The sequence below is a fragment of the Catellatospora sp. KI3 genome (assembly GCF_029948125.1).
Lineage (GTDB): Bacteria > Actinomycetota > Actinomycetes > Mycobacteriales > Micromonosporaceae > Catellatospora.
The window spans coordinates 44,883-58,939 of the sequence record NZ_JASAMB010000004.1 but is presented as its reverse complement, the minus strand read 5'-3'; the positions used below and the strand labels follow the sequence as shown (position 1 = coordinate 58,939).

Sequence of the window (14,057 nt, the reverse complement as noted above, 5' to 3'; positions counted from 1 at the left end):
AGGGCAGTAGTCCGTCGGGTACCGCACTGTTCCTGGCCCTTACGCCATCCAGGCGACGAACAGGAGCGTCGCGCTGCCATTCCCGCACAGGCCGTCGCCGACACACGGCCGGACCGAGACGACGCCCTGGAGCTGGTCATGGGGCGCGTACAGGACCTTGGAGTTGTAGGTGCCGACCGCCATGGCGCTGCGGTAGGTGACCCAGTCCGCCGACCGGTACGGCCTGGCCTGGCTATTGTTGATGTTGAGGGTTAATGCTCCAGGCGAGCCGCCGGAGTAAGAGTCGATGGGCAGGGTCTTGGTGATGTGCACCTTGACCCACTGATAGCCCCAGCAGTTACCGCTGTTGCCCCAGCGCTGCTCCATCCAGCCGTAGTAGACCCCACGCGAGTCGTAGATCGACTTCACGGGGCCGACGCGGATGTTGGACCCGCAGCCGCCGATCTCGGAGTTCCACCAGCCGTCGTAGCGGCCAGCGGGGTCCGATGCTTGCACGGGTGAGGTCAGGCCGACGACGGCCACCACGACTGCGAGGCCGCAGGCCAGCCCGTACCGTAGTGCCCGGCGCCGGCCGGGACGGGGATTCGACGGAGAAGCGATCATTGCTCCCACTCCTGATGGGTGTGATGGCACCGGACAGAAGTGCGGCGGCGTGGTGCCGACACCGCCGCCGCACTCGACCTGCGAAGCGGGCCGTAATCCCGCCGAGCAGGTTGGTTCGGGCAGAACCGAAACGGCCGGCGCGCTCACGGCGGCATCGGCCGCAACACCGAGACAGAATGTCGCCATCGCCAGAGGTTTCTGCAGCGCAGCCGAGGTCATGACCGGCCCGTGCGAACTACCGTGGGCACAAAGGCAAGAAGCAGCACGAGCAGCCCACCGACAACCGACGGGAGCGGCAGCCCGTACCACGCAGCACCGAGAGCCAGCGCGGCTGACGCCAGCGCGGCGACTCGCCAACCGCGGCGAGTGGCAGCACGCGCAGACGGCTGGGCAATGTCGTCGAAGTTGGCGGGGTCGGCAGTCGCGCGCCTACGAGCAGCGAGCGCGATCTCCCGAGCGGAACGGGGATGCCAAGTCATCGCGGCCACCCCGGCCCTGGCCCGCACGATCCGTTATCGCCGACAGTGGTGACGCCTGTGAACAGGCCAGGCGAAGATGCCCACGGCATCGGGCGGGGCGGCTTCCGAGGAACGGGGCGGCCGCCGAGCGGCACAGGTCGCACGGAGGTCATGAGTTCTCCTTGGTCGGTACGTTCGCGGCGGCTAAGAGAGCAGCCAGCCGGTAGCCGTTGCACGCTCTGCGTGCCGTGCAGTCGTCAACGGATCCGCACTTGGTTGATGCGCAGCCACGCGTCGAGTTCCAGCACGTAGGCCACGTGCTGGACGGCCGTCCAGTCGGACAGGTCTCCGTCGTGCAAAGCCAGGTAGGCATCGAAGGTCCGCACGGACACCAGCTCCAGCACCGGAGAGGAAGGAGTCGCGATCAGATCGCGGGCACGCCGCCACAGCGCCGTCTGGTATTCGGCCGTCATTGATGCGGGGTAACCGGACTTGGGCCGCCACACGATCTGCTCGGGCAGTAGGCCGGTGACCGCCTGCCGCAGGATCGTCTTCTCCATGGCGCTGTCGCGGTGCCACTGCGGCGGGACCGCCCACAGGTATTCGACGAGCCGGTGGTCCAGGAACGGCACCCGGGCCTCGACGCCTGCGGCCATGCTCAACCGGTCGGTCCGCCGCAGGAGGAACGGCAGGTACAGCGACCAGGTCAGCCACATGACCCCCCGCAGCCGCCGTACCCGAGCGGGCTCGCCGTCGGGGGACGGGCAGCTGGTCGAGCAGTTGGCGGCGCTGCTGGTCGATGTAGCGGCCGGGCCTGACCTGGCCGATGACGTCGCGTCGCAGCAGGTGCGTCAGCGGCTGGTAGGCGCCCGCCCACGGCATACCGGCGGACGGACGCCGTGGCGGCGGTTCGTGGAAGGTGTAGCCGCGGAAGAGTTCGTCGGCGCCCTCGCCGGACAGGACGACTTTGCGTTTCACGCCGACTTCGGCGAACAGCACCGCGAGGGACACGTTGATGGCGCTGAGGCTGGGCAGGTCCATCGCGTGCAGGGTCCGGTCGTGAGCGGTCAGCAGGTCGTCGGTGCTCACCCGCACGGTGTGGTGGTCGCTGCCGATGTGCTCGGCTGCCGCTACCGCGAACGGGTGGTCGTGGCCGCGGTGGAACGAGCTCGACGCCACCGCCGCGCCGTGGTGCTCGATGTCGAACGACGCCAGCAGCCCTGGGTCTTCGAGCGCAGCCGCGGCCAGTGCCGTTATCGCGGAGGAGTCGACGCCGCCGGAGCACAGCGCCCCGATCGGCACGTCAGCGTCCACATGCTCGCGCACCGACCGCTGCAGCAGATCACGGACATGGTCGACGGTGGCCAGGCGGTCATGCTGATGGGGGACGGTGCCCAGCTGCCAGTACCGGCGCCGGTGGACGCCGCTGCGGTCGTAGCGCAGCAGGGTGCCCGGCGGCAGCTCCTCGACACCGGCCAGGACGGCATTGCCGGGGGAGGTCATCGGCACCATCGCCAGCAGCTGCGCGAGACCGTCGGCGTCGACCTCGGCGTCGACGCCCGGATGGGCAAGCAGCGCCTTGATCTCCGATCCGAACAGCAGCTCCGTCGCCGTCTGGGCGACGTACAGCGGCTTGATCCCGACCCGGTCGCGGACCAGCAGCAGGCTCTCGGCGTCGGAGTTCCATATCGCGATGGCGTACATGCCGGTCAGCCGGTCGACGAACCGCTCGCCCCACTGCAGGTAGGCCCGCAGCACCACTTCGGTGTCGCTGGCCGTGGTGAACACCTGCCCGGCGGCCTGCAGCTGGCTGCGCAGGTGTTGGTAGCCGTACAGCTCGCCGCAGAAAACGATGGCGACTTCGCCCCCGCCGGGGCGACGGACGACCATCGGCTGAGTGCCGGTGGCGATGTCGACGACCGCCAGGCGGGTGTGGCCGAGGCAGACGTGGTCGGTGCTCCAGATGCCGTGGCCGTCGGGGCCGCGGTGGTGCATGGTGTCGGTCATCGCGGTGACGACGACCTGGTTGCGGGTGGGGGACTGCCACCAGGCCACCAGGCCGGTGATTCCACACATGATCAAGACTCCTGCGGGATACGCGGAACGATGGGAAGGCGTGCCGACCGCTGTGGGCCGCTGGCACGGGCGGTCAGCCGGCGGTCCAGCGCCAGCTGCGGGCGAGGCCCATCGGCGCGGCCAGGGCCGCGGTCACGTCGTCGTCGAACTGCTCCAGAGAGATCCCGCCGACGTCGGTGTAGACCCGCACGGTTGCCGCACCACGGCGGAACACGATGCCCACGTAGCGCGCCATGCTGTCGTCGGCGGTCAGTGCGAAGCTGAAGCCCTCATCGACGCGGCCGCCGAGGGTGTCCTTCAGCGCGGGCAGCGACTTGACGTCGTTCTGATGTTTGACTGCGGCCTTGGACAGGTCGGCGCGGGTGGCGGCGAACCCGGATGCGGCAGTGGCCGGGTCCTGCCAGAACGCCGATACGGTCGTCTTCCCTACGCCGAAGGAGAGCTCGGTCGCGTACGTCGACAGCTCGGGGGTGAACGGGCCGGTCAGCGTCGGCGCGATCTGCAGCGTGAACGGCAGCGGGGGCGAGTCGACAGCACCCGGGTACGTGCCTGACAGCCCATCGGTGCGGAACCGCAGGCCCGCGAGCAGTTTGTCGTGCAAGTCCTTCGCAGCCGTGGCGTCGGAGGTGCCGATGTCGACGTTGACGGTCAGCGTGACCGGTCCCTTGGCGACGACGGTCTTGACGGTGGCGTTCTGCCCACCGTTCCTAGCCACGAAGGAGATGCCCGTACCGCCGTCGACGGACGCCGGGGTGCTCGCCCAGCCGTGCTCGGCGGCGTTGGAGACGTTGGTCTTCAGCAGCTGGCTGTCGCTGCCGGGACGGGCCGTGTCAACCCGGAAACCGATCAGAACCGGAGGATCTTTCCGCAGTGTGATGCTGCCGGCCAGGTAGGTGACCGTGTAGCCGTCCGGGATCCGTGTGTGCTGCTCGGTGTCGTCGGTCAGCTTCCACGTGAATGCCGGCTGCGGCGGCGCAGGAACCGGTGCCGAGGATGGCGCCGGATCGGGACCGGTGGTCGACGGCCGGTCGCATGTGGCGACGAGCGCGACGGCGGTCAGCGCGGCGGCCAGTAGACGTGGTGCGGTTGCAGTATTCAATTGTTCTCCCGGTGGGAGCGTGGTGCGGCTACCCGCCGCCCTCACAGACGGACAGCCGCACCGGTGGGATACGAGCGTCTTGTGACTGCCCGGCCGTACATCGTGCCGACGTCGGCCGCGGGGGACTGACCGACGAGGGCGTCGAAGCCGAGGAGGGTTGCCCGCGGCCATTCCGGAGGTGGTCGGGGCCGGCCAACGGGGGATGGCCGGCCCTGGCGGAGACACGGGGCCGTCGCGTGGCGCCACCCGTACACCGGCCCCGGCCGGACGAGCGTCCGTTCTGCGGGGCGTTTCGATCGTGTACCACGAAGCACAAGTTCGTCAAGACAAACTTCCGCGACGAGGGCCGCGTTTGGTGCCGGTCTTCGTCGCTTGTGCAGCTGTTTCGGGGTAGAGATGGGTGCGTTGACTTGTCGCATGCTACAGAGTTTTGCTATACAAACCTTGTTCTGTGTTCCTCGTCGACTTTGGAAGGGGCGTTACGGTGGGAATGGACACAGCGTCGGCGCCGATCAAGTACGAAACGCCCGGGGCTGCTCACCGCGTGGGTTCGCAGAGGTTGGGCGCTCCGAACGGCATCGCGCTACGGACTGTCCGGATCGCGGCGGCGCTCGCGGCACTGCTCGCCAGCGCCGTCATCCTGGTCGCGGAACCGACAGCCGTCGCGTCGACCTCAACCCTTCAGGCGGGATCGCTTCGACTGCCCGCCTACGGGTCGAGCACCCTCAACGCGGCCTTCTGGGCCATGCCGGTCAGTACCACGGCAGCGCGGGCAGACACCTGCAGAACAGCCTCAACATCTGCTACGGCCAACGCCTGCAGGTCGACGGGGTCCGCGGCAGCAAGACCTTCAACGCCGTCGCCGTCGCACAGCGGACCGAACGCGTGAGGGGCGTCGACGGGATCTACGGTCCCGACACCGCCGTGTCGATCAGGCACCAGAACATCTACAACCCCACCGCCGCCTGGTGCGCCTACCAGTGAGTCCAACCGACCTGCGGCCAGCGAGGGCACCGCCGCGCCTGCAAAGGCCCTGCAGCGCACCCACCTCCACCCCACGCATCAACCACAAACCCTGGCGGGAGATCGCCTTGAATAACAACAGAACACTGCGCACCACGGGGCCGCACGCCGCCGCAGCGCTGGTCGCGCCACTCGCCGCGACGTTGGCAGCGCCCATCCCGGCGAACGCCACAATCCCCAGGTGCGACGTCCATTGGCTGTGGAAGTACACCGAACCCGACGGTGATCTGGCCGTCCTGGCGCGCCTGCACGAGACGACCGCCTTCGACTATGGGGTCTACACCCCGTGGGCATTCACGTCCTTCACGACCGCCACGCCCGACTGCGCACTCAAATACGGCATGCGCGGAGCGGCCGTCCAGGCACTGCAAGAAGCCCTGAACCGCTGTTGCGGCGACCAGCCACCTCCACGGGGGAGATGGCCGCGTCCGGCTGAACTTCGCGCCGCTGAGCGTCGATGGCCATCTCAAGCCCAAGACCAAAGCGGCCCTGATCGCGGCCCAGAGACATCACCAGATCGCCGCAAGACGGCGGCTATGGACCCCAGACCGCCGCAGCCCTGCAATCGCCGTCCAGCCGATCAGCGGTCCGTGGAGCGGCTGGCTCTGCCATATGAGGCCGCCCCGCTGATCACCACGGCGCGCGGCGGACACAGCCCCGCGCCGCCATCCCGCCCATCGGCGACGCGGGCCGACCTTCTCCTTCAGCCGTCCCACGTACGACCCCGCTTGGAGCACCCACGGAGCACCGCGTCCGTCGCCGACCGCCAACCGGTCGAACCTGCACCTGTCCTGCGACCCGCAGTCCCCCGCCCGCAGCTGGCGCCAACGCCCGCATCGGCCTGGCCCAAGGCGCCGGCATCCTGCCCGTTTCTTCTTGCGTGAGGTGACTCTATGACCGCACTCGTCCTGTCCAACCACAACGACGTCCTCGAGAAAGGCCTGCATGCAGCAGGCCACGACGTCATCGTCTGCCTCACCAAAGCCAACGCCCGCGACCGCGCCCAGACCAACCCGGGCTACGACGTCGTGGCGGTTTCGGACTGGCAGTCCTACACCGAACTCGCGCAGCTGGCCGACCACCTGCGCGGACGCATCGACCGCGTCGAAACCTGCTGGGAAGGCGCGATCATGGCCGCCGGGCTGCTACGCGACCTGCTCGATCTGCCCGGCCTGACCCTGCACCAGTCCGCCGGGTTCCTCGACAAGGCTGTCATGAAGCGGCGGCTGACCGCCGCAGGGATCGACGTCGCCCGTCACCGCGTCGTGACCGCCGTCGACCAGGTCCCCGATGCCGCCGAACATGTCGGCGGCTGGCCGCTGGTCCTCAAGCCCTTGACCGGATTCGCGTCCACCAACACCTACGTCATCGACTCGCCCGACGAGCTGCGCCGGATGGCCGCCGCCGGCCTGTTCGACACCGCGACCCCGACCTCGACGGCGTTCGCCGCCGAACGGGCCTTCCTCGGCTTGGGTCAGCAGGCGGCCATCCTCGTCGAGGAGTACATCGACGTGGTCACCGAGTACCACGCCGACGCCCTCTGGCAGGACGGTGTGGCGTTGTACCACCTGCCCGGCCGCTACAACACTCCGCCGCTGACCGGTATGGGCGCCACCCTCGGCTCCTGGCTCATCGATCGCGACTCCGCCGACGGCAGCACCGTCGTGGACATCGCCGCCGCGGCCGCGAAAGCCCTCGGTATGCGGACCGGCTTCACCCATGCGGAGATCTTCCACGCAGGCGACGGACGGTGGCTGCTCGGCGAGATCGCCGCCCGCGTCGGCGGCGGCGGCATCCAGCAGACCATCGCCCATGCCCACGGTATCGACGTCCCCACCCTCATGTCCGCCGTCGCCGCCGGCCGATCCGTCATCGCCGCACCAATGGACCGGCCAGGCGTCTACGGCTGGGCCGGCACCGCAGTCCTCGAAGGCACCGTGGAATCCTGCGCCGACGTCGACACCATCCGTCGCCACCCCGCCGTCATCGATGCCACCGTCGCTGTCCGACTTGGCATGCGCGGCGGCGCGACCAGCACCGGGCTGTGGGCGGGACTGGCAGGCATCGCCTACCTGCACACCGACGACGTAGCCGCCATGCGCGAGGCCATCAGCGCCGTACCCGACCTGTACGCCCTCACCATGCGGACGCAGCCATGACAGCAGACACCACCACCGCCCCCAACGCGGCCAGCCCATGGTGGACCAGCCGCTTCGGGCACGTCTCCAGCACCGGCTGGCGGCTGCTAACCGGCCTCGGCCTCAGCCGTCTGGGCTTCGTGGTCGTCCCGTTCGCCGCCTACTGGCTAGCCAGCGACCGCAACCTCAACCCCGCCCAGGTCACCCTCGTCATGACCGCCTTCGGCGCCGGATGGATGCTCGGCGTACCCACCGGCGGCACCATGGCCGACCGCATCGGCCGCAAACCGACCATCATCACCGCCAACACCCTGTCCGCAGGAGCGTTCCTGCTCCTAGGCGCTGCCCCCACCCTCGTCTGGCTGGGCGTGGCAGCCGTCGCCGCAGGACTGACCTTCGACCTCGCCCGACCCGCGGTGCAGGCACTGCTCACCGATACCACCGACCCGCAAACTCGACCGAAAATCCTGGCACTGCTCTACTGGATCATGAACCTCAGCCGCGCTGTGAGCTGCATCATCGGCGGCCTGCTCGCAGACAAGGACTTCAGGCTGCTGTTCGTGCTCAACGCTGTACTCAACCTCGCGTTCGCCGCGATGGTCGCCGTCGGCGTCACCGACACCACCGCCCCCGTACCGCGACGGGGCCATGCCCCATGGCGACAGGTCCTCAGTGACCGGCCCATGGCCGCCTTCACCGGCGTCACCCTGGTGTTCCTCGTGGTCCACACCCAGTCGACGGTAACCCTGCCGATCGTCATGGACCAAGCCGGCATACCACCGACCTGGTATGGCGTCATCCTCGCCGCAGACCCCATCGCCGTCGTCATCGCGCAGCTGCTCCTGCAGCGGCTCCTGGCGACCCTGCCTGCGCCAAAAGTCTGCGCCGCAGGTATCGCCGCCATCGGGATCGGCCTGCCCATCACCGCGCTCGGCAACACCGTCACCTGGTTCATCGCCACTACACCACTTTGGGTCGCCGGCGAAGTCATGTTCCTTTCCGTCGCCCCAGGCATCGTCGCAGGCCTTGCCTCACCGCAGCTACGCGGCGCCTACTTCGGCACCTGGGGCGCCACACTCGGCGCCGCAGCACTCGCCGGGCCAGCGCTGGCAGCTGTCCTGCTGAACCTCGGCGGCAGCGCCCTGCTATGGGCCGTCTGCGCCACCGTCGCCGCGGCGGCGGCGCTCGCCTGCCTGCGGCTCAACCCCAGCCCCGCCAGCGACTACGTCGAGGAGCGGCAGTGACGGCCTGATCCGGTGGCCCGACGGCGAGCCCAAGCAGTCCGCCGCAGCAGCCTCGCCGTATTGGCGCTGCGGCACTACGCAACAAGCGTTACCCGGCCGCACATCATCGCCAGCCGAGCGTCGTTTCATGCGCGAACGAACCTAGTTCCTTGATCTTCGCGCATCAGGGCTTAACCAGCAACGCTGCCGTGATGTAGACGGCGTAACCAACTATGAAACACGCGGCAAGTTTCCACCCAGGTAGCCGAGACTCTTCTGGAGACTTGGCCAGTGCTATCCGTACCGCGTAGTACAGCCCAACCGTATAGAGCACTGCAGGGACCCCCACTACAACCAGCACACGAACGAGGTCGGCGCCAGTTCTGTCCCCGCGTACAGCCTGAATCGCCAGGGCGACTGCGGGAACCAAGGCGATGAGCACCCAGACACCGCCTGCTGCGAAGGCGAGGATCCGGCGGAACGAGTGCCACGTCGGCGGGCTGATCACTGTGGGTCCTCCTTGTCGGAAGCAAGCCGCAGCTGCTCCTTGTACCTTGCCGCGTAGTCCGTCATGCGCTGGTACATGTCGGGCGGGCACTCGTCACGGAAACGTTGGAACCCTGCTGCCGCTGTACGAAACGGGCCGACGAGTTCGCTCGACCGGGCGACGTCACGCAGCTGGGCGCGTCCGGCCAGCAGCTCGGCGGCCATCTCCCGCAGGGCAGGTGAGCCGGTCTTCTGAAGCTTCTTCAGCGCCAACACCGCGAGCGCAGCTGTAGCCGGGTCGTCGAACGGGCGAGGAGCGGTCTCGTAGGTCATTGAACCTCACTTCGCCGTCGGGTGGTCGTAGACCGTGTTGACCGTGGGGATCGAGCCGAGGTCTTCGACCTCCTTGAAGATGCCTGTCAGCGTGGAGAAGCTGGTCTGGAAGGCGACATTGGCTGCCTGCACGACGGCGGACGCCTTGTTGATCGTCTTGATGAGGTTCACCAGTTCCAAGGCTGCGAGCGCGTAGCCGGCGACTGCGCCCACACCTGTTTCCAGTAGCGCCGTACCTGCCGCGCTGAACACCAGCACCAGTAGTGCCTGGTCCACGATCGACTGTAGGAAGCCCTTCAGCACCTCCGTGAAGTGCCAGACGTCCAGGGCGAGCTTCTGGTATTGGCCGGCGGCGCGTTCGACGGCATCAGCGTGGGCGCTGAGCGAACGGGACGCGCTTGAGAAGTAGACGTAGGCGGCGTCGGCGGCGTTGCCGTTCCAGTGGAGGTCTAGGTCGACGTTCGCGACGTCCACGTTGTCGGCGATGCCGCGGAGGCAGCGGGAAAGGTTGGTTAGCGCTGTTCCGTACGTCGATACCTTCTCCCAGTCGCCCGACAGCGGACTGACCATCGTGCCGAGCACGTCGCACCCGGTGAGACCTTCGATCGCCTCGTTCAGCCAGGCGGTCAGGCTCACGTAGTCGAGGACGGAGGTGACGTTGACGAAGCCGCTGCTGACGGAGTCATCGGCGGGCTCGGGCTTCACCAGATGCGTGGTCGGGTCGTAGGCGACAGTGGGCATCACGCACCGCCGAACGGCGCTGGGACAGCGCTGCGCTGAACCTGCGGGTAGGTCGCGTCTAGGCGTTGCGCTGACACCGTGTCCGTATTTCCGTAGGCGTCGGCGGCGAGCTTCAGCTCGTGCGCGCTTGCGGCCAGTAGGCGTGCGGCTTGCGCCAGCCGCGTACTCAGCAGGTGCTCGAACTCCGTGTGCGCCTGGTTCAGCGTCAGGATGAAGCCGCCGTCGAGGAAGCCGAAGTCTGCGTACCGGTCGTGGTACTGAGCCGACTGCGTCAGGTGCCCGCTACTTCGGTCCATACTCACAGCAGCGAACTTCACCGCTTCGGGCTCAACACGAAACGCCATCTGGTTCCTCCCCGTCTTCCGAGCGCCTTCGTGCCGCCACGTTATCGAAGAAGTTTCACCCCCGACAGGGCCTGTGGATAACCTGGTTCGGGCAAAAGTTGCCTGCCAGCGGCACTGATCCGCATGTAAGCACACTCGCAAGCACCCCTGCGCCAGCCGAATTGCTGTCCTTGGATCTCGATGGACTAAAGCGGGTCCGGAGGTCTATGACGGCCAAGCCGATCCGGCAGCAGTCCCGTGGTATCCACGGTGATGTGCCGCTCACCACCGTCGATCTTCTTGCCCGCGCCGAAGTCGCGCTGGCCTCGGCTGCCTCGACGGCGCGTGCCGATCGGGAGTCGATCATTGTCGCAGAGACCAAGACGTCGACAAACCGCCTGCTGGGCAGGGTGAGGCTGCCGATCACGCCGCGCCCCACCGCGGACGGATCATGACAGCCATGATGCGAGGCTGGTCAGGACTGTCAAAGCGCGCTCTGCTCGCATCGCCATCTCTCAGGGACTTCCTACCTGTCACTTAGGACCACGCGATTGCAACGGCTCAGGTACACGCGCTTCGACCGGCGGCGCAAGCCGTCTCAGACGGCGCCTATCGGTGCAGCAGGCCCATCGGCTAACTTGTGGAACGTATAGTGCACAGTACTCAGGTTGGCGGGAACATGGCGGGTGGGACCGACGGGGACGGTATGCGGGTGCATAGGCGACGGCTCAACCTGCCGCGGCCTGCAGAGCCAGAGGTGATCGTCGACGGCCCGGCGATGCCCGGCGAAGCCGAGCCGCTCAGGTACGAGCGGGGGCGGGGGCCGCTGGCCAACGATGAAGTCCTGGCCAACATGCGTCGGCGACAGCGGATCAAGAACGCCAAGGTGCCTGCTGATCAGCATGAGGACCTCACCGATCGGCTTCCCGACATTCACGGGTCGAAAGACCCCATCGCACTGCGGCTGCCCACCCTTTTGGTCGAGTACCTTCATCTGGTCGCGCTCATCGAAGATCTGCCGCTCACCGCCGTTTTCGAGGCGGCGTTGATGGAGAAGGCCCTGAGTGCTCCTCTGCGACCGGACAGGGCAAAGGAACGCTACTTCGAACTCGCCGACGCGATGAACGTAGGCAGAAGTCATCGAGGAGACTCAGTATCAGGCTTGGACCTGAGCAGAATTCGTGAGAAAGCCGCCGATCTACTTGCCGCGATCGACGAACTCCACGGCAGTGACGCCACCGTCTCAAGCCACAGGCCTGATGCGGCGGGCTGAAGGACGGATCTCGCCGCGATCCTTCCGAAAAGGCCCGGCAAGCGGACAGGCGAGGCTGGCCGACTGACGACCAGGCAGCTGCAGACGCTCCCCGTCCGGGTTCATGGGCGTCGAGCAATGCGGCCGCCCCAGCTGCACGCGCCCCGGAGGCGAGAAGGCGGCTGGCCAGCGGTGGGACGTCGATGGGACCGATCAGACTCGAATGCAAGTGTGCTGGCGATGCTGACACTTGGGCAGGCATCGACCCCCTCAACGCCGGATCGACGCCACCGCTTATCCTGAGGTAATCGGCCAACAGCCGGTAGCGGCATCGTGCCGCCACTGCTCGGCGGCAATTTGCCGCTGAACGGGGAGTCCGATGAAGGAGAACACTCCGCGAACTCAACGACGTCCGGCAACCGCCGCGTCCCGTGCCGCCTGGCTGATGCTGCCCGGCACAGAGCTGAGTTCCCTCACCAAAGCCTGGCGTCTACGGCTCAACCGTGCCGAGATGACGGGCCTGCCGCCAAAGAAGTCGTCGAGTCGAGTCGTCACACAGGCCGACGTCGCCACTCTGGTCGGCTGTTCACCCCTCTGGTACGGCAACCTCGAACGCGGGGTACGCGAGCCCGGCTACTCTGCCGAATTCCTGCAGAGCGTCGCCGACGTACTCGCTCTGGACAGCCACGAGCGGACCGTCTTGTTCCTGCTCGCGCTAGGTCGTGAACCCGCGGGCTCGGCCGCGGCGGGACCGAACCCGCACTCGGCCAGTGTGGAGATCATCCATCACATGGTCGTGCCCGCCTGGTTCATGACGCCTAGCGGCGACGTCCTCGACTACAACGGTGCGGCGCTGCGCTGGTTTCCGCATCTGGCGCATGAAAACAACCTGTTCCGCTGGATCTGCCAGTCGCCGGGCGCGAAGCGACAACTGGTGCGATGGCAGGCGGACTGGCTCAGCAGCGCGATTGCTCAGCTGCGCGCGGCCAACGCGCGCTGGCCCGACGACCCCCGCCTGCGTGAGGTGCTGGGTGAGCTGCTGGACACCAACGCGACCGTCCGTGCCGTGTGGGACCGTCAAGCGTGCGTACGGCTGCATCCGGACGCGGAGGTGCGGAGTCTTTTCCTACCTGGAGGCCAGTCGTTGGCTCGGGTGCAGCACGTGGTGACCGATCTGGCCGATCGGTCGCAGCTGCGCATGGTGGCGCTGATGCCGCACTGCCCACCGCCGCCGCTGTAGCCGCCAAACGGCGGCGGCGCAGGCCTTGCTTGCCGCGGGCCGCGGGCCATCGAGGGCCCGGCTGCGGAACTTGAGCGGGTGTAGTGCGGACGGCGCCGTACCGGCGATGACGACGCAGGCACAGGCCACAGCAAGTGGTCGGTGCCAGCGTCGCTGTCGCCTCAAATCCGGTGGCGGTGGGCATTGTCCAAGGACGTGCGCCATTCCAGCCGAACGTCTCCGACGTGCACATCGCCGGTGTTGCACAGGGCAGCGAAGTCGCCGCCGGGCACGGGCGGCAGTTTGCTCAGTGCGAGCAGGCAGCGTTGGCGAGGTGTCCAGTGGGGCGGCCTTCGGCTGGTGGCCAGCACGGAATTCGCGCTGGTCAGCCAGACTGCATGCGCTGCGATGCGCAGGCACAGGACGTTGATAGGCGGGATGTCTACGAGGTCGAGTCCCGCCGGCCAGCTCGACAAACCCCACCGCAGGGCCAGTCCCCGGACGGTGTGCTGCTGGCCGGTGGTGCTGGGATGCAGCAGCAGGAGGGGTTCGCCGCTGTCGGGCCAGTGCGTGGGATGCAGGGTCCACGGTGCGGGTGCGGGTTGGGCAGTGCGGCCACGTCCAGGTGCGGTGCTGCAGCTGGACGTGCGTGGTGGTGCGGGGGAGTCCGGCGGCGAACTGCTGGTGGTCGGCGCCGTGCCGATGGCGGTTGCTGCGTCATCGACCATGGCGGGCCGGGCCACTATTGCCTCCGGTGTTCAGGGGGAGAAGTCGTAGCTGCGAGATGCAACTTGCGTGGTACCGCAGATCAGCCTGCCCGACCCGACGGACGCGGGTAAAGAAAGCGGCGCTATACCTTCGCGCCGGGTATGCCTCCGGTGTCAGGCCGCACGCCGGGTTACGGGCACGGCGATTCCCGGAGATCGACGCCGGTTCAGGAACGCAGTGCATGCAGTCGATCGGCTCCGCAGACCGCTGCGGCTCGGATGATCTGGCTTACGGCTTTGGCAGCTCAGATGCTCGTTCCTCCAGTTGCGCGGCTTGGTGTGCGGTGGGCGCGGTCGATGCGGTGTCCGCCGCGAC

The 14,057-nt window shown here is 67.7% G+C and carries 13 protein-coding genes; 7 read left to right on the top strand and 6 right to left on the bottom strand.

What is annotated here, in order from left to right; translation table 11 throughout:
* Positions 1–39 precede the first annotated feature (39 nt).
* The 3 genes from QEZ54_RS08735 to QEZ54_RS08725 form a co-directional block, all read right to left on the bottom strand.
* Entirely contained in the window at positions 40–495 is a 456-nt protein-coding gene (locus QEZ54_RS08735; protein WP_281303994.1) for a hypothetical protein, read from the bottom strand.
* Between the two features lie 770 nt (positions 496–1,265).
* Entirely contained in the window at positions 1,266–3,137 is a 1,872-nt protein-coding gene (asnB, locus tag QEZ54_RS08730; RefSeq protein WP_281303993.1) for an asparagine synthase (glutamine-hydrolyzing), read from the bottom strand.
* Between the two features lie 73 nt (positions 3,138–3,210).
* Positions 3,211–4,281, bottom strand: coding sequence for a hypothetical protein (locus QEZ54_RS08725; protein ID WP_281303992.1), 1,071 nt, complete (start codon positions 4,279–4,281; stop codon positions 3,211–3,213).
* Between the two features lie 351 nt (positions 4,282–4,632).
* On the opposite strand from QEZ54_RS08725, the gene QEZ54_RS36365 reads away from it, so the two are divergent.
* From QEZ54_RS36365 to QEZ54_RS08715, 3 genes are all read left to right on the top strand, one after another.
* On the top strand, positions 4,633–5,220 hold the full coding sequence (locus QEZ54_RS36365; protein ID WP_348650525.1) for a peptidoglycan-binding protein: 588 nt from the start codon (positions 4,633–4,635) through the stop codon (positions 5,218–5,220).
* A 932-nt stretch (positions 5,221–6,152) separates the two neighbouring features.
* Entirely contained in the window at positions 6,153–7,418 is a 1,266-nt protein-coding gene (locus QEZ54_RS08720; RefSeq protein WP_281303991.1) for an ATP-grasp domain-containing protein, read from the top strand.
* Positions 7,415–8,641 carry an MFS transporter gene (locus QEZ54_RS08715; RefSeq protein WP_281303990.1) on the top strand — a complete coding sequence of 409 codons (1,227 nt, stop codon included), beginning with the start codon at positions 7,415–7,417 and terminating at the stop codon, positions 8,639–8,641. Before QEZ54_RS08720 ends, QEZ54_RS08715 begins: the two co-directional genes overlap by 4 nt.
* 483 nt (positions 8,642–9,124) lie before the next feature.
* On the opposite strand, the gene QEZ54_RS08710 is transcribed toward QEZ54_RS08715, so the two are convergent.
* The 3 genes from QEZ54_RS08710 to QEZ54_RS08700 are packed head-to-tail and all read right to left on the bottom strand — an operon-like array spanning position 9,125 to position 10,524.
* A complete protein-coding gene (locus QEZ54_RS08710) occupies positions 9,125–9,439 on the bottom strand; it encodes a hypothetical protein (RefSeq protein ID WP_281303989.1) in 315 nt (104 codons plus the stop codon).
* A 6-nt stretch (positions 9,440–9,445) separates the two neighbouring features.
* Positions 9,446–10,180 (bottom strand): hypothetical protein, encoded by a 735-nt coding sequence (locus tag QEZ54_RS08705; protein ID WP_281303988.1) that lies wholly within the window; start codon positions 10,178–10,180, stop codon positions 9,446–9,448.
* Positions 10,180–10,524: a type VII secretion target gene (locus QEZ54_RS08700; protein WP_281303987.1), complete on the bottom strand. Its 345-nt coding sequence runs from the start codon at positions 10,522–10,524 to the stop codon at positions 10,180–10,182. Before QEZ54_RS08700 ends, QEZ54_RS08705 begins: the two co-directional genes overlap by 1 nt.
* Before the next feature lie 206 nt (positions 10,525–10,730).
* Here QEZ54_RS08700 and QEZ54_RS08695 point away from each other — a divergent pair, with 206 nt between their 5' ends.
* From QEZ54_RS08695 to QEZ54_RS08680, 4 genes are all read left to right on the top strand, one after another.
* Positions 10,731–10,958, top strand: coding sequence for a hypothetical protein (locus QEZ54_RS08695; protein ID WP_281303986.1), 228 nt, complete (start codon positions 10,731–10,733; stop codon positions 10,956–10,958).
* Positions 10,959–11,260: 302 nt separating this feature from the next.
* Positions 11,261–11,776: a hypothetical protein gene (locus QEZ54_RS08690; RefSeq protein WP_281303985.1), complete on the top strand. Its 516-nt coding sequence runs from the start codon at positions 11,261–11,263 to the stop codon at positions 11,774–11,776.
* A 358-nt stretch (positions 11,777–12,134) separates the two neighbouring features.
* A complete protein-coding gene (locus QEZ54_RS08685) occupies positions 12,135–12,995 on the top strand; it encodes a helix-turn-helix domain-containing protein (protein ID WP_281303984.1) in 861 nt (286 codons plus the stop codon).
* Between the two features lie 609 nt (positions 12,996–13,604).
* A complete protein-coding gene (locus QEZ54_RS08680; protein ID WP_281303983.1) occupies positions 13,605–13,751 on the top strand; it encodes a hypothetical protein in 147 nt (48 codons plus the stop codon).
* The last annotated feature ends 306 nt before the right edge of the window (positions 13,752–14,057 follow it).

Bases quoted from the DNA above. Each gene is read 5' to 3' on its own strand.
- asnB (WP_281303993.1), bottom strand. From the start codon at position 3,137: ATGTGTGGAATCACCGGCCTGGTGGCCTGGTGGCAGTCCCCCACCCGC.
- QEZ54_RS36365 (WP_348650525.1), top strand. From the start codon at position 4,633: ATGGGTGCGTTGACTTGTCGCATGCTACAGAGTTTTGCTATACAAACC.
- QEZ54_RS08720 (WP_281303991.1), top strand. From the start codon at position 6,153: ATGACCGCACTCGTCCTGTCCAACCACAACGACGTCCTCGAGAAAGGC.
- QEZ54_RS08715 (WP_281303990.1), top strand. From the start codon at position 7,415: ATGACAGCAGACACCACCACCGCCCCCAACGCGGCCAGCCCATGGTGG.
- QEZ54_RS08710 (WP_281303989.1), bottom strand. From the start codon at position 9,439: ATGACCTACGAGACCGCTCCTCGCCCGTTCGACGACCCGGCTACAGCT.
- QEZ54_RS08705 (WP_281303988.1), bottom strand. From the start codon at position 10,180: ATGCCCACTGTCGCCTACGACCCGACCACGCATCTGGTGAAGCCCGAG.
- QEZ54_RS08700 (WP_281303987.1), bottom strand. From the start codon at position 10,524: ATGGCGTTTCGTGTTGAGCCCGAAGCGGTGAAGTTCGCTGCTGTGAGT.
- QEZ54_RS08695 (WP_281303986.1), top strand. From the start codon at position 10,731: ATGACGGCCAAGCCGATCCGGCAGCAGTCCCGTGGTATCCACGGTGAT.
- QEZ54_RS08685 (WP_281303984.1), top strand. From the start codon at position 12,135: ATGAAGGAGAACACTCCGCGAACTCAACGACGTCCGGCAACCGCCGCG.